General features: G+C 50.2%; 14 protein-coding genes and 2 pseudogenes. 6 read left to right on the forward strand and 10 right to left on the reverse strand.

All coding sequences use genetic code 11. The features are described 5' to 3' along the window. The first annotated feature begins 9 nt into the window (after positions 1-9). Complete coding sequence (locus SH580_RS01900; RefSeq protein WP_319833313.1) at positions 10-1,413, forward strand: efflux transporter outer membrane subunit; 1,404 nt, start codon at positions 10-12, stop codon at positions 1,411-1,413. Continuing rightward, positions 1,406-2,785 carry an MATE family efflux transporter gene (locus tag SH580_RS01905; protein WP_319833314.1) on the forward strand — a complete coding sequence of 460 codons (1,380 nt, stop codon included), beginning with the start codon at positions 1,406-1,408 and terminating at the stop codon, positions 2,783-2,785. Before SH580_RS01900 ends, SH580_RS01905 begins: the two co-directional genes overlap by 8 nt. 950 nt (positions 2,786-3,735) lie before the next feature. Here the strand turns inward: SH580_RS01905 and melA are convergent. Beyond that, a pseudogene (gene melA / locus SH580_RS22285) lies at positions 3,736-5,010 on the reverse strand (alpha-galactosidase); the annotation flags it as partial. A 105-nt stretch (positions 5,011-5,115) separates the two neighbouring features. On the opposite strand from melA, the gene SH580_RS01915 reads away from it, so the two are divergent. Beyond that, positions 5,116-5,952 carry an AraC family transcriptional regulator gene (locus SH580_RS01915; protein WP_319833316.1) on the forward strand — a complete coding sequence of 279 codons (837 nt, stop codon included), beginning with the start codon at positions 5,116-5,118 and terminating at the stop codon, positions 5,950-5,952. Positions 5,953-5,987: 35 nt separating this feature from the next. On the opposite strand, the gene SH580_RS01920 is transcribed toward SH580_RS01915, so the two are convergent. Beyond that, positions 5,988-7,298: a Gfo/Idh/MocA family oxidoreductase gene (locus tag SH580_RS01920; protein WP_319833317.1), complete on the reverse strand. Its 1,311-nt coding sequence runs from the start codon at positions 7,296-7,298 to the stop codon at positions 5,988-5,990. A gap of 71 nt (positions 7,299-7,369) precedes the next feature. Here SH580_RS01920 and SH580_RS01925 point away from each other — a divergent pair, with 71 nt between their 5' ends. Then, on the forward strand, positions 7,370-8,203 hold the full coding sequence (locus SH580_RS01925; RefSeq protein ID WP_319833318.1) for a helix-turn-helix domain-containing protein: 834 nt from the start codon (positions 7,370-7,372) through the stop codon (positions 8,201-8,203). On the opposite strand, the gene SH580_RS01930 is transcribed toward SH580_RS01925, so the two are convergent. The 7 genes and pseudogenes from SH580_RS01930 to SH580_RS01960 form a co-directional block, all read right to left on the reverse strand. Beyond that, positions 8,168-8,407 carry a hypothetical protein gene (locus SH580_RS01930; protein ID WP_319833319.1) on the reverse strand — a complete coding sequence of 80 codons (240 nt, stop codon included), beginning with the start codon at positions 8,405-8,407 and terminating at the stop codon, positions 8,168-8,170. The two genes, SH580_RS01925 and SH580_RS01930, sit on opposite strands and share 36 nt — an antisense overlap. Positions 8,408-8,545: 138 nt before the next feature. Further along, a pseudogene (locus SH580_RS01935) lies at positions 8,546-9,387 on the reverse strand (alpha-L-fucosidase); the annotation flags it as partial. A gap of 37 nt (positions 9,388-9,424) precedes the next feature. After that, a complete protein-coding gene (locus SH580_RS01940; protein ID WP_319833321.1) occupies positions 9,425-10,555 on the reverse strand; it encodes an ABC transporter ATP-binding protein in 1,131 nt (376 codons plus the stop codon). Between the two features lie 108 nt (positions 10,556-10,663). Beyond that, positions 10,664-11,503, reverse strand: coding sequence for a carbohydrate ABC transporter permease (locus SH580_RS01945; protein WP_319833322.1), 840 nt, complete (start codon positions 11,501-11,503; stop codon positions 10,664-10,666). A gap of 47 nt (positions 11,504-11,550) precedes the next feature. After that, positions 11,551-13,062 carry a carbohydrate ABC transporter permease gene (locus tag SH580_RS01950; RefSeq protein ID WP_319833323.1) on the reverse strand — a complete coding sequence of 504 codons (1,512 nt, stop codon included), beginning with the start codon at positions 13,060-13,062 and terminating at the stop codon, positions 11,551-11,553. Positions 13,063-13,089: 27 nt separating this feature from the next. Further along, positions 13,090-14,931 (reverse strand): extracellular solute-binding protein, encoded by a 1,842-nt coding sequence (locus SH580_RS01955; RefSeq protein WP_319833324.1) that lies wholly within the window; start codon positions 14,929-14,931, stop codon positions 13,090-13,092. A gap of 23 nt (positions 14,932-14,954) precedes the next feature. Further along, positions 14,955-15,830: a tetratricopeptide repeat protein gene (locus SH580_RS01960; protein WP_319833325.1), complete on the reverse strand. Its 876-nt coding sequence runs from the start codon at positions 15,828-15,830 to the stop codon at positions 14,955-14,957. Positions 15,831-16,106: 276 nt separating this feature from the next. On the opposite strand from SH580_RS01960, the gene SH580_RS01965 reads away from it, so the two are divergent. Then, positions 16,107-17,216 carry a GntR family transcriptional regulator gene (locus SH580_RS01965; RefSeq protein WP_319833326.1) on the forward strand — a complete coding sequence of 370 codons (1,110 nt, stop codon included), beginning with the start codon at positions 16,107-16,109 and terminating at the stop codon, positions 17,214-17,216. 7 nt (positions 17,217-17,223) lie between these two features. Here SH580_RS01965 and SH580_RS01970 read toward each other — a convergent pair whose 3' ends face one another. After that, entirely contained in the window at positions 17,224-17,970 is a 747-nt protein-coding gene (locus SH580_RS01970) for a helix-turn-helix domain-containing protein (RefSeq protein WP_319833327.1), read from the reverse strand. Between the two features lie 150 nt (positions 17,971-18,120). On the opposite strand from SH580_RS01970, the gene SH580_RS01975 reads away from it, so the two are divergent. Then, complete coding sequence (locus SH580_RS01975) at positions 18,121-18,936, forward strand: sugar phosphate isomerase/epimerase family protein (protein WP_319833328.1); 816 nt, start codon at positions 18,121-18,123, stop codon at positions 18,934-18,936. Positions 18,937-18,944: the final 8 nt, after the last annotated feature.

The raw sequence follows: 18,944 nt of genomic DNA on the forward strand, positions 1-18,944 counted from the left end.
TCATCTTCCATGTTCAAAGCTATTTATCCAGCAGTCCTCGGGCTCAGTTTACTCGCCGGTTGCTCCATGGCGCCCGAGTATCAACGCCCTGAATCTCCAGCCGCCAGCAGCTATCCATACGCTTCCAATGACAACAACGCAGCACTCGATGCAGTCCCGCAATGGCGGGCTTATTACGCCAACAGCGAATTGCAGCACTTGATCGAACTGGCCTTGGAAAACAATCGCGACCTGCGCATCTCGGAGCTCACGACCGAACGTATCCGTGCCTATTATCGGATACAAAGTGCCGCGCTCTTGCCCAGTCTCAACGCTTCGGCATCGGACACCCGACAACGCACACCCGCTGACTTAAGCTATAGCGGTGAATCCGGGATCAGTGATAGCTATGCTGTCGGGCTGCAAATGCCTGCCTACGAATTAGACTTCTTTGGCCGCATTCTCAGTTTGAAAGATCAAGCCTTACAGCAATATCTCGCAACCGAGGAAGCGCAGCATAGCGCAGAAATCGCGTTGGTGGCCGCGGTCGCCAATCAGTATCACCAGCTTGTCGCCTTGAAAGAGCAAGCCAAACTGGCCAGCGAGGCCAAGGTGACCGCCAAGCGCGCCTACGCTATCAATCAAGATAGCTTCGACGCTGGAGTCGGCAGCGAGTTGGATCTGAGAACCGCGGAGGCGCAGTATCAAAGCTATCGTGCCAGTGAATTAGCCTACATCGATCAAGTGCGTCAGGCACAAAACGCACTAGCGTTGCTGATCGGCACGGATTTACCTGAGCTCGCGGCGGATAGTTCGCTACTCAATGGCGAGCATGCACCGATCGATCTGCCCGTTGGTCTGCCCTCGGAACTGCTCACCCAACGTCCGGACATCCGCGCGGCGGAACATACTCTGGAGGGCGCCCATGCAAACATCGGCGCGGCACGTGCGGCGTTCTTCCCATCCGTCCAACTGACCGCTTTTGGTGGCACCGCCAGCGCAGAACTCTCGGACCTTTTCAAGTCGGGCTCTGCACAATGGAGTTTTAGTCCACAAATCAGCTTGCCGATTTTTTCTGCTGGTCGTAATCAAGCCAACCTAGACGTGGCATGGATCCAACAACGCATCGAAATCGCTAACTACGAAAAGGCCATACAGACGGCGTTTCGCGAAGTCGCGGACGCATTAGCGGTGCGTCGCACGATCGACCAACGGATCGAAGCGCAAGCCGAACGCGTCAAGGCTGCACAACGTCGCAGCAGCCTATCGCAGCAACGTTTCGACGCCGGAGTCGATAGCTACTTGCCGGTGCTCCTGGCTCAACAAGAACTCTTTAGCGCGCAAAAGGACCTCGTTCAGGCACAGTTAACCAAGCTGAATAATCAGTCCGCTCTCTTCGCTGCGCTGGGCGGCGGCTGGCAATCGAATGACTAAACCACCGATATCCAGTCCCGAGCAAACGGGCCCTAAGCTGACGCGTCGACCGGTCCCCACGACCTTATTCCGCATGGCTCTCCCCATGCTGGGGGGCACTTTTGCGCTCAACGCCTTCAACCTCACGGACACCTGGTTCGTTGCTCAGCTCGGCACTCTGCCACTCGCCGCCATGGGCTTCAGCTTTCCAGTGGTCATGTTTTTAGTCAGCATCACCTTCGGGCTGAGCATGGGAGCCACCGCAGTCGTCTCACACGCACTGGGCAGCAGCGACCATGCTCTGGCCAAACAAATCACCACCCACACTCTATTTCTCAGTGTTTGCATTGTCGCCCTAGTCTCGGCACTCGGACTCTTGACCATCGATCCCCTGTTCCGCTTCATCGGCGCCAACGATAACGTTCTCCCCATGATCCATGAATACATGACGATCTGGTATCTGGGCGTCGTCTTCATGGTCGTCCCCATGATCGCCAACAACATCATCCGCGCCACAGGTGACACTGTCTTGCCCAGCATGATTATGGTATTGAGCTCGGTGCTGAATATGATTCTGGACCCGATCATGATTTTCGGCTGGATGGGATTCCCCAGCATGGGCATTCGCGGAGCCGCCCTGGCGACTTTAATTGCACGCGCAGTGGCTGGTGTCGTTGTGCTCTGGTTCTTGCACCACCGCTATCAACTTCTGGCAATCCAAATCCCGGACTGGCGCTCCATGTGGCATTCATGGAAGGAAGTGCTCAAAATCGGCCTCCCCAGCAGCTTAAGTAATGTATTGGTCCCCATCTCCGGCGGGGTGATCACCTATATCGTCGCTCAATATGGCGAAGAGGCCGTGGCGGCCTGTGGGGCGGCCAGTCGCATTGAAATGTTCGCCTTCATGATTCCGATGGCGCTCGGGGTGACCTTAGTGCCCTTCGTCGGACAAAATGTCGGTGCCAAGCGGCTCGATCGCGTCAAGGAGGCCCAACACCTCAGCTACGGATTTGCGATTGGCTTTGGCGTTCTCATCGCGATCTGCTTCGGCCTCTTCGCCCACCACCTGGCCGCATTATTCAGTGACGATGCTGAAGTGGTCTCCATACTCGCCCACTATCTCACGATCGTCCCCATCGGCTACGGAATGATGGAGCTCCACCGATACAGTGGATTTTTTCTCAATGGCATCAAAAAGCCGCTTCATTCTACTGGGGTCAACGTCACTCGCATCGTGGTGCTGCTCCTCCCGTTCACGATCATCGGCAGTCATTTCTTCGGGCTGGAAGGTCTCTTCTGGGGACGCATTGCCTGCGACCTCATCTCCGGCGTGGTCGGCATGATTTGGTCTCATCGCGTGTTGAGTCATCTAATGAAACAACCAAATGCGTAGTCAATGCCTCAAAAACGTATTAAAACAAGCAATGAACTTTAGAAATAGTCAGCCACACACGATAACGACTAACAATTCAGAATAAAGGCCCGATCACTGCTTTCCTGAGGTTGACTCTCACCGCTTAGGCTGGCTTTACCACCCGAGTGTGCATCTCCCAATGCTTCCAATGACGCGTGCGCATCCAAAAGAAATGGACCGCTGGTCGGTATTTCAAGATCGGCCAATGGAATGACTGCCTTCAGCGTGTAACTCAAATTGGTTTGCGAATACTGATAGTCCGTTTGCTCAATCAGTTTCCTCCCACCAAACACCTCTAGCTTACAATCCGCACCTACATTAGGCAGCACTTGCAAGCCCATGATGGGCCCACCGTCCAGCTGCGAAAAGAATAACTGAACGAAAGAACCTTGCAGCGGACGATCCAAACAAGACTTCGGATTGGAATCTTGCACTTCTATCTCCAGCTCGAGCTGCGCTCCCTTGCGCCGCATTTTACCGGTGGCGCATGGGAAGCCGGACAGTGACATCTCAAAATGACTATAACCATCTTCCTGCACCTCGATGCGATCACGCGGAATCAAAGTCGCCCCAATCAACAGGAGCCCCTCCGCATCGGTCGTCAAATCGATATCAGTCGGCTCTGTGATGGCAGTTTTAAGAGTGCCATTTACAACTAGACTCTGTGTCGATTCCGCGGGCACTTCGATCCGCACTTCAGTCTTCTCCAACACGACCGCAGCACTGGCTGGCACGATCTGTAGAGTCACTTGCGTTGCCTCAGGATTCGGATTTTCGACATTAATCTCTAATTGAAGCGCACTACCAGCGACATCCAGTTGCGCTCCGCTGGCTTTGGCGCTGACAATCACGCGATCTCCCACACCGGCGAACGCGCGGCCGGTCCCAGGAATGACGGACTCAAAATCACCGAGATATCCATCTTTTTGATGCTGCTCAATGAGCTCATCACACATCGCCCAAATCTTATCCAGTGGCAGTGTCGCGGCCGTGTGAGGGTCGGCCATGGCGGCATGGTAGATACTTTCACGCTGACCACTCAAGGCCGCGGTCACGGTGAGGCGCTGCACGTTGACATTAGTCATGCAAATGGCGGCCAGCTGTGGCGGCAACTCTCCGATCTTAACCGGACTCAGGCCAGTGCCATCCACTAAGCAGGGCACTTCGACACAACAGCCGTCTTGCAAATTATCAATAATGCCCCGATTCGGAACATTCCCATAGACCGTGCGCGGCGTGTTGGTCTCCTTAGAATGTATGATGAACGAGCCGTATTCATGCGACTGTTCTTTAACCTCAATGTCTCCATCCTCACCGATTAATTTGGCCTCGGTATCCTTCCACGAAGACATGATCGCTTCGCAACGGCGGATGTACTCATCCAGCGGAATCTTGTAGCGATCAACGACCTCTTCACCGAAATGGATGAAGTGCGGCACATATTCCGCCTGGTGCTCACTGGACTCCGTGACAAAGTATCCGAGGCGACGCATCATTTCATAACGCACAAGTTCATAGTTTCGCGACGGATCCTTCAGTGCTTTAAACAGCAATGGGTATGCATCCTGCCCCTTATATTGAAACTTAAGGAAGAAGGCCATGTGATTCACGCCCGCGACGAGATAGGAGACATCATCGTAACGAAGTTTGGCATGCGATGCCAACATACGCGCGGTGCCAAAGACCGAATGACACAAGCCCACATGAGGAATACCAACCGCTTCATCAATCGCCCAGCAATTCATCGCCATAGGATTGGTGTAGTTGAGCAACAGGCAGTCCGGGTGCGCGAGCTGTTCAATCTCTTGCGCAATCCCGACGAGCACGGGAATCGTTCGCAAACCGCGAAAGATGCCGCCAATCCCTAGTGTATCCGCGATCGTCTGACGCAGGCCGTATTTTTTGGGAATCTCAAAGTCCACCACCGTCGATGGTTTATAGCCGCCCACCTGCACAGTGCAAATCACGTATTTCGCCCCCTTAATCGCTTCACGTCGATCCAAGGTCGATACAATCTTGGCTTTCACCCCAAGTTTGCGCGCCACCCGCTTCATCATCACGTCCGCTACGCGCAGACGATCGGCATCGATGTCCATCAAGCAAATCGTGGCATCCGACAGTTCTGGAAATTGCAGGATATCGCCAATCAAAGTTTTGGCAAAGACAACAGATCCTGCGCCAATTAGTGTAATTTTACAACTCATAATAAGGTTTTAAAGTAGTTTAGATCTGCAAGCAGATCGGGGAGTATTGAACTAAATACAGAACAAGCGCCGCCGAACATCAAGGTTTGCTTTGTGATATCTATTATGCAATTTGTGATCTACGCTATGCAACTGCCCCTACTCTCTATTCTCTACTCCAGTTCCGATACGGTGCAGGATCGTGATTATTTCTTCGACAACTATACGCGCCCTCGCACCCCCATCGCCTGTGTCATTCAACGCACGCGCCGAGGCGCAGCTTATTTGGACGACCCGCAGACGCGACATATCGCACAGCCAGGCGAAGCCATTCTCTTTCAACACGGAGAAGACACCCGCTACGGCATACCGGAAGACAGTGAGCTCCCCTACGAAAACCAGTGGGTCTGCATCAGTGGAGAGGCTGCCCCCGAACTCTTGCGTGGGCTGATCAGCCACACCGGACGCAAACTGTCGATGCCCGACGGCAGTCGGGCCAGCCGTTTATTGCAAACAATCATCGAGCATTACCAGCAACGCTCTTTTGAAGACCGTTTTCACGAATCCACTTTGGCCTACACCTTACTCATGGCCTGCTTTCGCCTCAGCGATACCGAGAGCACACCGCTTGATATCGCCCGTCAATCACAGGAGTATATTCTAAGCAACTATCACCGCCCCTTCTCTCAGCAGGACATGGCTGCCCACATTGGTATCAGCCGGGAACACATCAGTCGCCGCTTCAAAGAAGCCTATGGTGTCAGCCCCGGCCAATATTGCTGCCAATTCCGCATGACCCGCGCCAAAGACTTACTCAGTATCTCCTACGCGCCGATCAGTGAGATCGCACGCCAATGCGGCTTTGCCGACGCCAATAGTTTTACGCGCGCCTTCAAACAATGCTACGGAATCAGTCCGCGGGAAATGAAAGATCGCTCCAGCCATACGCAGAACATTCAATGAAGCGTCCCCTCAAGTTTGATACATTCAACTGAAACTTATAGATCGGGAAACATTTCCGAAATATTGACCGGTAAACCAGTTGCAATGGATTGGTTTGCAGCAATGCCCGTAAGAATAGAAAGTGCCCCGTCTTCATGCCCGGCAGCACGCGCAAGTGCATCGGGTTCCGGATCGCCAAAAATATCACGTAGTAGCACCGCGTCACCGCCGCCGTGTCCGCCCGCATTACTTTCCTCTAATTCAATCCGCTGAGGCTCCCCCCAGTGTGGACGATAGAGCAGAGTCGTGGGCTCCACGACTTTGTGCGTCGAGCCTCCCTTGACGTTGCGGCTCAGATTATGATCACCCTCACTAGCGCTGACATAAGACTTCTCCGTCACATCAATTTCAAGGCGTCCCTTGGTCCCGTTAAACGCAACGCGATAGCCTTCCCATGGTGCAAAGGCGACGAGATGATAAGTCATAACGGCCTTATTCTGATAGCGAACCATCACGCCAATATCGTCCTCGATCGAGATACCATCTCCAAAGATATTTAAATCCCGCTGATAGCCATCGGCCGCCTCGCAATCGTAATATAAACGCTTGAGATCTGGCTCTTGAGTTAAATCCAGGGAAAAAGGATCCGCAGCAGCTAATTCACTACCGGTGCTGCGTGCATAGAATCTAGGCTCGCCACGGCTTTCCGCATTCTCGCGCCCATAAAAGCGAAGATCCCCCATTGCCATCACAGTTTCCGGACGGCTCGACAGCCACCAGTTCACCAAGTCGAAGTGGTGAGTCGACTTGTGCACCAGTAATCCCCCGCTATTGCGCTTATCACGGTGCCAACGACGGAAGTAGTCTGCTCCATGATTGGTATCCAGTAGCCACTCGAAATGCACTGAAGTCACCGTGCCAATCAATCCCGACTGCAAGAGCTCCTTAACCTTCGAATTACGTGGCGAGTAGCGATAATTAAAAGTAACCGTAAGCTTTTTACCCGTGCGCTCCTGCGTCTCCAGAATGCGGCGACACTTTTCTGCATCCACCGTCATAGGCTTTTCAGAAATCGCATCACAGCCAGCTTCCATTGCCCGACAAATATAGTCATGATGCGTACGGTCGATACTGGTCACAATAACAACATCGACCGCATGCTCCTGAATCATTTTTTCAAACTCTGCAGGCGCATACGTCGGCAGATCCAGGTCGACCGTATCCTGCCACGCTTGCATACGAAGCGGATTCACATCACACAGCGCCACCAATTCACAAGTGCCCGCATACGTATTCAAGATGGCATCACGAAACATCGTAGCGCGACTACCGGTACCCACAATTGCATATTTTGTTTTCGACTTCATGCTCACCAGTGTAGCAAAACAGACTTATTTCTTATATTGCAAAATCGCTCAACATATAGGCAAAATCGTGCATGATTAGCGGATACAAAAATCTTCGATATCTCGCATACGGCGAACGTCGTTACGGCATACAGCCCATATTCGGAAAGATGCGTAACCTATGGGAATTTGAATTTATTCTCTCTGGCGACGCGCGTCCAAGTGATGTTCAAATACCAAGAGTAGCGACCTCACAAGCACGGCTCTACATCTCACACCCACATTCTGAACATGGTTGGACCGATGATAGCGATGGTGTTTCTGAGGTATTTGTGCTGCACTTTTTCGATATCCCTGAAGAATTACAAGACCGCATCGAAGCCACAAAACCGCTCATCATCGAATTAAGTCCGAATGCACTGGTTCGCTATACCTCACACTTTGAGAACATCAAGAATAGCGTCAGCCAAAACGATGCACTCACCTCCTTATCCATCAACAGTTTCCTGCTGGATCTAACGGAACTAGCACTCAAGCATACGCCCCATTTCCCTCTTCGAACCGATCCCTTAGACAAAGTCGATCGAGCACTCCACTGGTTTCAAGAAAACCTCGGGCGCTCTCCCAGCGTAGCAGATGCCGCCAGTGCAGTTGGGGTCTCAGCGGCACACCTGCGGCGCATGTTCGCCGAGGCGAAACGCCCGTCCCCTAAGAGCGAATTGGCCCGCCTGCAAATGGAAGCGGCGCAGCGTAGCTTACTGGAGGGCTGGCCACAAAAAGCCATCGCCAATTACCTAGGCTTCAGCGAACCGAGCACATTTGCCCGCGCATTCAAAGAGCTCTGTGGACAAGCGCCCGGGATCTGGTTGCAAGAACAACAGCGTCAGGAATTACCCCGGAATCCAGAAGGAGGTTTGCTCCACTAAAGCTTCGGGCACGCCTTCCAGCTCAAGCACAATGGTTGTTGCAATCGGATCGGTCAAAGGCACCGGTAATCCTCGTAAATACAAACGGTCTTCCGTCTGTTCAAACTCAACATCTTGACCGCTCTCGAGGAATTGCGCCGAGATTACACGATTCTTGATCTCCGCATAGCAGAGCTCAGCTCCAGTGCTTTTAAAGATGTTCATGTAAATTTTATTTCCCTTCTGAGTGACCTTCCCCCAATTATTCCATGAGAATGGGCACTTCTCGCTAGCGTAAATAGCTTCACCATTACGCTTGAGCCAGTCGCCAGCCTCTCGCAGAATTTTCACTGATTCCTCCGGCACAGTACCGTCACTCTTGGGACCAATGTTTAGAAGCAAGTTCCCCCCTGCCGCGCCGTATCGGTGAGCATCTGAATAACATCATTCGCCTGCTTCCAATTGGAATCCCCGGCATGAAAGCCCCAATTGTCGTTCAAGGTCATACAGGCTTCCCACTTGATATCATGCTGCGGTGGCTTGATGGCCTGTTCGCAGACCTCCACATGAAAAGGCTCACCATTGCGTTCATTGATCAAAATATCTGGCTGTAACGCAATGACAGCTTCATTCACCTCTTGGCTATGCAAGTCATCGGGAATACAGCCATCATACCACAAGTAATCAATCTTACCATAGTTGGACATCAGCTCAATGAGTTGTGCTTTATAATGCTCAATGAAACGTTCACGATGCGCTGCGCTTTCCCAATCCCCCTCATTCGGCCAATCACGGAAAAACGGACCCGGATAGTCGGGATGATACCAGGACGCAGGCGAGAAGTAAAAACACACTTTCAAGCCAAACTCACGAAATGCTTCCACAAAAGGGCCCACGAGGTCCCTTTTAGGTCCATAATTGCCAGCATGAAAATCACTGGTTTGGGTCGGCCACAGTGCGAAACCATCATGGTGCCGTGTTGTCAATACGGCGTACTTCATGCCCGCATCCTTAGCCAACTGCGCCCATGCTCTGGGATCATAGTTCTCTGCTTTAAAATTACTCACGTAGCGCTGCTTATACTCTTCAAAGGGTATGCGCTCGCGATTAGCAAACCACTCACCACGTGCAGCGTATGAATAAACACCCCAGTGAATAAACATGCCATAACGGGCATCATCAAACCAATTGGTTTCTTTCGTCATATTCAAAAAATCTCTATGTTATCAAACTGCAAGCATGCTAAGCTTTAAGCACTTGCTCTGTAGCCTGATCAAAGAGCGCAACGCGCTCTTGATTAAATTTAAGATGAACGGTTTGCCCCACCTTAAACGCATGATCTGCTTCAACCTTCGCAATAAATGAACGGCCAGCGAGTGTATTTAGGTATAGATAAGTTTCCGCTCCCATAGGCTCAGACACATCAAGTACTGCATCGATACTATCCGCGCCTTTAGTATCCGAGACTTCAATGTGCTCGGGGCGCACTCCAAATACGGCCGGTTGAGTGCCTTGTTTTGCTGCGATTGCTTTCAAATGCGGCTCCAATCGAATCTTAAAAGGCTGCTCATTTCCGCCCTCTTCGGCTTCAGTAAAATAAGCGTATCCCCCATCAAGCTGTAAACTACCAGGAAAGAAGTTCATAGGAGGGGAGCCGATAAATCCAGCAACAAACATATTCTGAGGATCGTTATACAACTGCAGGGGTTCATCGACTTGCATGATGTTTCCATCCTTCATCACACAAATGCGATCCCCCATAGTCATGGCCTCCACTTGGTCGTGCGTCACATAGATCATGGTCGCGTTCAGCCGTGCATGTAGCCGTGAAATTTCAGTGCGCATTTGGACGCGCATTTTGGCATCCAAATTAGAGAGTGGCTCATCAAAAAGAAACACGTCTGGCTTACGAACGATCGCGCGCCCTACAGCAACACGTTGACGCTGTCCCCCAGAGAGCGCTTTAGGCTTACGATCCAACATCGAAGTGAGTCCAAGTATTTCGGCCGCTTCATCGACGCGACGTTTGATCTCGTCGCGAGGCGTCTTGCTTAACTTCAATCCGAAAGCCATATTGTCAAATAAGGTCATGTGCGGATATAAGGCGTAATTTTGAAAGACCATCGCGATGCCACGATTCTTGGGCTCGACATCGTTCATAATCTGATCGCCGATTTTAAGCGTGCCTCCAGTAATTTCTTCGAGCCCAGCAATCATGCGTAAAGTCGTCGACTTACCACAGCCCGAAGGTCCGACAAAGACCATAAATTCCTTATCGCGAATTTCGAGATCGATTTCTTTAACAGCGCGAAAGCTATCCTTTTTGCCGGGACTATAAGTTTTATCGAGTTTGCTAAGCGTAACAGTAGCCATATTTTGAAGTTTGAAGGTGGACGTGGGAAGTTTGAAACTGAGGTGGGTTAGGAATGTTCAGTATTCAAGGTTCAAGGTTGGACGTTCAAGGTTCGCGCCAGAGGCGCTCTAGCCTTTCACAGCACCAGCGGAGAGACCTTTGACGAAGAATTTCATCGAGAACAGAAAGATAATTAAAAGAGGGACCGAACTAATGGCATATCCTGCCATCAATTGACCATATTGCTTCACGTATTCTCCATCGAGACGGAACAGTCCAACAGGAATTGTCAGCAATTGATCATCGCGCAAAAGCAATAAGGGAAGAATCGTGTTATTCCAGGAACCAAGAAAGTCCATAATACAGGTCACCGATATAATCGAAGCAGAGAGCGGTAAAATAATATGTCGGATCTGCTGCAAGTGGCCGGCGCCATCCAATTGTGCAGATTCAAAAAGCTCCTTAGGTATATCTTCGATAAAATTTCGCAGAATAAACACTCCGGCAACCTGCCCCCCCACAGAAGCCATCAGCACCAGTGCCCATAGATTATTCACCAAGCCCATACTGCGCAACAAATCGAACAGCGTCACCAGCGCAGCCACAGTGCCAGGCAAGAACATAGTCGCCATGACCATGTAGAAAATAAGATTTTTGCCCGGAAAATCATAACGAGCGAGTGCATAAGAGCACATGAGAACGATACAAAGTGTAATCGTGGTCCCGAGGAAAGATACAAAGATTGAATTACAAATGTAACCGCTGACGGTATCCCATCCAATCGCCCAATTATTCCAATTCCAGCTCGCGATAGAATCAAAAAACCAAGGATTTGCGAGGAACTGTTCGTTACTCTTAAAGCTCACGACAACCATCACATACAGTGGAAAGAAGGCGAACACGAGTACGAAGGCGAGATAGCCAAGCTTGATCAACTCGCTAAATTTATTCTGAGTTTTTGGAGTCATCTGTGGGATATTATAAGTTCTATAGTCAAAGTGTGTATATGCTCGGCCTACTTATCGACTTTCACGTATTTCTGGTAAACAATGGTCAGCAATAAAATGATGACAAAGAGCACCATTCCGAGCGCACAGGCGTAACCAAAGCGCCCTTCGGTGAAGGCGGCACTAAACATGTAAAGTCCCGGCACCATTCCTTTACCACCAGGACCGCCATCAGGCCCTAGCAAAATCAAGAAAATCTCATAGGTCGTGAGCGTTGCGATAGTCATAAAGATCAGGTTAATGCGCACTTGCGTCATAATCAGTGGCAGTTCGATCTTTGTAATCATTCCCAGCGGACTCACTCCATCCAGTTCCGCCGCCTCATACACATCCTGAGATATGTTTTGCAAACCAGAAAGGTAAATCAGCACCCCAACAGTCCCGACCCAGGGGAAGCCCCAGAAGAGAATCGCAGGAATCACAAGATCCTTATTCCCGAGCCAAGCAGGTGTTCCATTTGCAAACTGTCCATTGGGCTGTGTCCAGATATTAGCTAAAAAGATGAAGAGAATGCCCACGCCCAACATACACCCTGCAATCGCCTGAAAATAAGGCCGTGAGGTGTATTCATCCTTCTTCATTCGAAGTAATTCAAACAATCCTAATGTAATCAACATGGCCAATGGTAGCCGCCACATTTCTTGCCAAAAGACGCCAATGCCGCCTAGTAGTAGAAAGGGCCAGGCGATCCATGCGCCTTGCATGCGGCAGGCACAAACAAACATCCACAACAAAACTGATATTGCGAATATCAACACCTTTAGGTCAGTCGGGTCTGCCTGAAGGCCGAGTATGGCATTGGCAAGCGGTAACAATGAAGCGCCCACCAATAATACAATGTAATCCCCCCAACGGGACGCATCGTGCTGCTTCCGCTTACTGATTGCGAATATGAAAGCCCCGAGTATGATCAAGCCACCCAAGCCACCAAAAATGGGGCCGATGACGCCGTTTTGAATTGGGGCTAAGGTCGCCGATAATTTTGGCATAGCGCTATCCATCCAATTCAACAAGTGCATGCCACCTGTCATATTAAGAAAGCGATTCACCAAACCAAAATCAGGGTCATAAAAGTTTTTCCAGATCAAGAGGAACACCATGCCTGGGATGATCATCGGAATCACAAAACAAACCTGAATATAGTATCGCAGTCGATCGTTCTTGAGTCGATTCAACGCTATAGCCGCGAGAATACCTGGCCAGAGCTTAAACAAGTTGGCAACCAGTAGGATACCGACCAACTTAAAGGACTGCCAAAACATAGGATCCGAGAACGCTTCCTTAAAATTACGCAGCCCGATAAATTCCTCCACTGTTGGCGGTTGCCAGCGAAAGAAAGACATCAGAAAGACATCAAATTTGGGATAATAACTGAATATCAGCAGCGACAATGAGGTGGGAAGCACCAATAAATAGAGTGCCAAAAAGAGCTTACTTTTCTGGAACAGCTTGGCACGCAATTGACCTTTATTGTGGGCAGCGGGCACGGCAACAGGCGGAAGTTTGGATTGAATGGGCATCAGTCTACGATAAATTTACTTCAATATTTAATATGTTGGATAGGGCTCGTTCGGATAGAGCTCATGCCACCAACGCTTCAGAAACACACCTTCATCTTCGATAAGGTTCAGATAAGTATTCGAACGTTCACGCGAAGCCGCTCCGGTCGAGCCCAGCATCGCCCCCAATCGTTCAACAGACATAGAGCGTTGATTGGCCCTGGACTTATCCAATTGCTGCTGCAACGTAGTGACCCAAGCCTTTCGAATACCAATACTAGAATCCTCAAACACCCGTGTGATTCGTTCTGCCATTGCAGAATAATCAATATCACCAGCAATAAAAAGCTTAACCGTAGAGGTCCAAACATTACGCAAGGCCATTGGCACGTTCGAACTACCAACACTTAAGGCGAAGTCTTTAGGAACCCCCTCCGCGATCGGCAGGAATGCTTCCACATCCTCAGGGGCCTTGGTACCACTAATGACTGGTAGCCATCCAGCCCGCTGCGCAAATCCTTCATTAATCCGATGCGATGAAATAAAACGGAGAAAATCCAATGCCCAATCAAAATTCGGCGTTTGCTTGTTGATCGCAAATGGCACCCCACCCTTTGCATCCGCCTCGGAAGCACGCATGGTCAAGACATCCGCCCAACGCTCACCAGCGACTGGAAATGGTTCTGGAGTGATTAATACTTCAAAACGATCTGCCGGATTCGAGCGTCCCTGAATGCCTTGATAAATACTCGTCGCATCCCACCCACCGGTGCAAAGGATGGCTGCTTGCCCCAATACAAAACGACGCTGTGCTTGTTCACGATCCAGGCCCATGTATCCTTGGGGATAAAATTCTACGAGCAATCGATTAAATTCATAGTATTCTTGAAGCATCGCAGAGTTGAAGCCCCACACGCCGCGCTCAAACCCTGCGAGCGCTTCAATTGAAGTCGGTTTCTTCCCGAGCTCTAAACTATAGTCCTGCCACATGCCCGACATCATCTCAGTGGAATATAAACTAGCTAAGCCATTCGCAGCATAGCTACTAGCAGCTACGGGAACCAGATAGTCTAAACCAGATGCTTGCTGATAGGCCTTAATCGCAACGCAATAAAGCATCAACTGGCCTAGGGTCTGTGGCTCTGAATTATTGGACAACCACTCCACTCCACTCTCTTCCGGCAAAAAGCCGTTTTCATTGTCAGGAGTACGCCACACGGATTGCATCCACTCAGGTTGCGGTTGCTGCTGAGCAAGCTTGGCTGAGAATTCTTTCACAGCCTGCAAAATACTCATATTATAAATCATCCGCGTGCCTCCCCAAGTGCAGATGGGAATCGCATAGTAATCACTTAAAGTCTCCTCATAGCCTCCTTGCAAACCGTCAAAAAATGTATCCCGCCAAGGTGTTTTCGATAGACTATTGGCAAAATCATCTGGCAAACTTGGCAGTTGATACTCCGGGGCATTATAAGGATTGGGGGTTTCAACATGACTACCGAGTGGTGTATAAAACTTTGCCAAGGCGTTCCCCTTAACCAACTCCGACTCCCGTTTCACCGCAATATCAGGAGCCGTCCCGCTAATCAAGTGCACATTCATAAACTGGTTATATACTTTTTCAGCAATGGGGGATTGCATGACAGTCACCCCTGCAGCTTGCACTTCCGGCAACGCATTATACTCCTCCATCACCCACTCTAAAGCTTCGCGAAAACCAGGTTCCAATTGCCAGTGTGCCACACGAATCACACGAGCACCTCCCTCTGCGCCACCGTCCCCCGTCTGTCCGGATACAATATAAAAACGAACAGCACTAACGATAAACGCTCCGAACAAAAGTGCGATCGCCAACCAATTGGTATTAAACTTAGAGAAAATATTTTTCATAAGGGATAGAAGACGATCATACTTTAACGACCAATGCCTAAGCCATGCAGCTCAGGGATTTCAATGCCGGCGTCGGGATATGCTTGAGCAAGTTGGATGACGCGCTCACGCGCCACAGTGCCATAGGTCCTACGTGGATAATTTTCCACCAAGCGAGTAAACACACGAGCCGCTGTCAGCGCCTCCCCGGCCTCTTCGGCTAATAGCCCCATTTGCCATAAGGAAACATCAGAATCAGCCGAACGCGGAAAGCCCACCTCCATCGCCCGCTCATAAGGTTCCAATGCCGCTTTGGGATCATGCGCATAAAAGGCATACAATTGCGCTAAATACTGTGCCATCGTACCCATCCATGGTGACTCCGGCTGTGCAGCCATCTCCGTCTCTAGTAAGTGGATCGCTTCACGCACCAACTCGGGATCAAAACTCTGAGCCATACTCTGCGCCAGAAAAACGGTCGCTCGAACAGACATTTCCGTGCCGGGAAATTGCGTCAACACTTGGCGGTAATAAGCCTGCGCAGTAGCCACATCCTCAGTATCATCGATAAAATCTGCAATCTCTGCCATTCGTCCCAGGTCCAACAACGAACTCGCGGCCCATTCCGATTCCGGCTCTACAGCAACCACCTGCTTAAAATAGCCTTGAGCTTCCACCAAGGCATCGTGACTGGGAGGACTTTTATGCCAGGCAGCTAAAGCCAAACTGTACGTAGCCAAAGCCCATTGATCTGAATCTTGCTCTAACTGCGGATGCGCATGCTTTAGCACCTTGTATGCATCCTCAAAATTGAAAACGCGCAAATACTCGACACCCGCAGTCACCTGCTCCTCCAATGGCATATTCGCATGCGCTCCATCACCGGAACATCCAGAGAAAGCGACTGCCATCCAAAGCATTGAACATAAAACGAGCAGTTGACATTTAGATTGCGTAACAAAGTGCATGAGAAGGCAGACTACAGGGAAAAGGGTAAAACAATTACGTAAATACGTAGTGATCTCTTTTTTATTGGCAACAAGATTGATGTAGATCAATTTAAAAAAGACGTTTTACCCAAAAAAGTATCGCAGGGGCCAGGGCAGAGCCGCGATAGAATCCTTGCTTTACATTAATGCCCCCCAAATCCATGTGTTGCACAGGCTCCGCATAAAAGTAATCTAATATTCTCCACAATGAAAGAAAGCCCGAGAACAGCACGCAGCAAACAACCCTACGTCATCCAAATGGTCACCAAGATGGCCAAGGAGTATGGCCCCGGAGCGAAACTTCCGACTGCGCAGAAGCTAGCCAAGCAGCTCGGCGTCACCCTGACCACACTCGATCGGTCACTGGGTAAACTGGAAAGCAAAGGAGTGATCCACAGGCGGCAAGGCAGCGGAATCTACGTTTGCGAGAATTCATTTAGCAAAAATATCGGCATGGTTTTTGGCCGCAATATTTTCCAAATGGGCAGCTCCACGTTCTATCTACTATTGCTGCAACACTGCGAATTAAGAGCCAGCATGGAGCAGGAGCAATTCTCCTTCTACTTATCGCCCCCACAAAGCCCCACTAACACGAGTGCCCATTTCATCAACAACGACCTCGCTGATTCCATAAAACGAGGCAAACTGGATGGTCTCTTAATTTGTGAAGTCGAAGAGTACGAAGTGGAAGATTGGCTTATAAATCAAGACATCCCAATCGTCGCACTGTCATCCGGAAACAATTCCATACCCCGAGTCGGGATCGACACCCGAAACCTCATCCACAGCTCCATGCAAGCCTTGGCCGCACAGGGCTGCAAAACCGTCGGCTTACTCGGAATTCTAGCCCGCGATTATACCATCTTTGAAAAAGCCGCCAAGAAATACCAGTTAGAGATCGTAGATGAATGTGTCATCCACCCCGAAGACGAAAAGGCCCCTCCCGTTCACATACACGAAGAACTCGGACTCGACTGGATGCATAAATGCCTGGAACGCTGCGGAGGCGCCCAAGGCCTACCGGATGGCTTACTAATCACCGATGACATTCTGGCACGCGGAGCCTGCCTATGCTTAAAGGAATATAAAATCAGGCCCGGCAAAGACCTGCAAATAGCCAGTCACGCCAACAAAGGCTCCCTAATCCTGGAATACTGGCAAGATGACTTAATTCTAGCCGAAGTGGATCCAGCTGCGATCGTCTCCAGCATGTTTAAAATGCTCAAAGCACAAATAGCAGGCACCCCACTCAAGCAAAAGGCGGTGCGTATCAAACCCTATATGCGCTTGCCCGAAACAAGCAGCCCACCCTCTTAACAATCATTCAGCTGTTTAAGCCACCAATATAGGCACTGCGATACTCACTCGCAGAACGACCGAAGAATTTCCGAAATGCGCGACAGAAGTTTTCCGTATTCGCATAGCCAAACTGACTCGCAATAACTTTGATGGGCTCACGACTCGTCACCAAAGCATGTCCGGCTGATCGCATCCTTTTCTGAATAAGGAACTGCCGTGGACTCTCTTTCATATGCTCACGAAAAAGCATATGTAAGTGTGATACACTCAAATCTGCTGACTGCGCAACATCATCGAGGCTAATAGGTTCCGCATAATGTAAATTGATAAAGTCGATCGCCAGTTGTAATTTGGGATGCACCACCTCGCGATCCAAGCTCTGCCGATACCGCTCCAACTGAAACTGCAAACGCGCCCAGAGCAAATTCCCAACCACCGAGCGCCTCAAGGCCGCGGAGTGATAAGCATACAGCATTTCATCGGCAAATCGATGCATCACCAGACGATCATCCCACTGAAAATAGCTCGGCCAAGGCTCTGCCATAACGCCAGGATCATACTCAAAGTATGCCACTAAACAACTATAATAACCATCACTAGGGCTCTCCGAAACGGTAATCTCGCCAGAGCCATGCCAGAAAACACTCCCCTCACCATACAATTTCGAGTCCCCATGATTCTTACCGTAGACCGCCCCCTCACGAATGATCTCAAAGCACACCTGATTGTCCCGAATTAAAGCAGGCGATTTCGACCCACCAACTGGGCTCATATAGCTGGAGAGCTGAACTAAGCGTGGGCATACTCTTGAACCGTTAATCATAGTTTTAGTCAATATACATTATTCGTCGGCCATGTTATATTATATTTCTCACATTATTATTCATATAATACGACAATAATATAAAATAAACAAAAAACAATGCCCCCACAAATAACTGTTCAACTCTACAGCGTTCGCGACCAAGCCTCAGCCGATTACGAAGGCACGATTCGTAGCATCGCAGACATGGGTTTTGGCTGTGTCGAACCCGCTGGCTACCCCGGCAGTAGCGCAGAAAAAGCCGCAAAACTATTCCAAGAACTCGGGCTCAGCGCCCCCACTGCACACATTGCGCTACCGATCGGTGATCAAAAAAATGAAATCATCGAACAAGCTCTCATGATGGGGCACAAATACCTAATCACAGGTTGCCCTCCCGGCTTTCAAGACGCCTACAGCAGCCTGGACAGCATTAAAGCAACCGCAGACCTCTACTGCCAAGCCGCGGAAAACCTAGCCCCGCATGGCCTACAAGTCGGCTATCATAATCACGATTGGGACTTGGGGCTGATTGGGGAGCAACGGAAATATCAACTGTTCCTAGAACAGACACCAGAGACAGTCATCTACGAAGCAGACATATTCTGGGTCGCACGTGCGGGTCTGGATCCCGTCGCCTTCATCAAGGAGATCGGCGCACGCGGTAAAGCATTACACTTTAAAGATGGCATCGTCTCCACCCAAGAGAAGTTCACTGCCGCCAAAACCGAGAGTGGTGATGTAATGGTCAGCGACTCCATTCCATTCCGTGCAGCCGGCACCGGTCAGGTCGACTTACTCGCAGCCTACAAAGCAGTCGAACACGCGGAATACATTGCTGTCGAACTCGACGCCTTCGAAGGCGACATGCTACAAGCAGTCAAACAAAGCTACGACTACCTCACCTCGAACGGCATCGCTCAAGGCACTAAATAATCCCCCAA

Source organism: Coraliomargarita algicola (assembly GCF_033878955.1).
Lineage (GTDB): Bacteria > Verrucomicrobiota > Verrucomicrobiia > Opitutales > Coraliomargaritaceae > Thalassobacterium > Thalassobacterium algicola.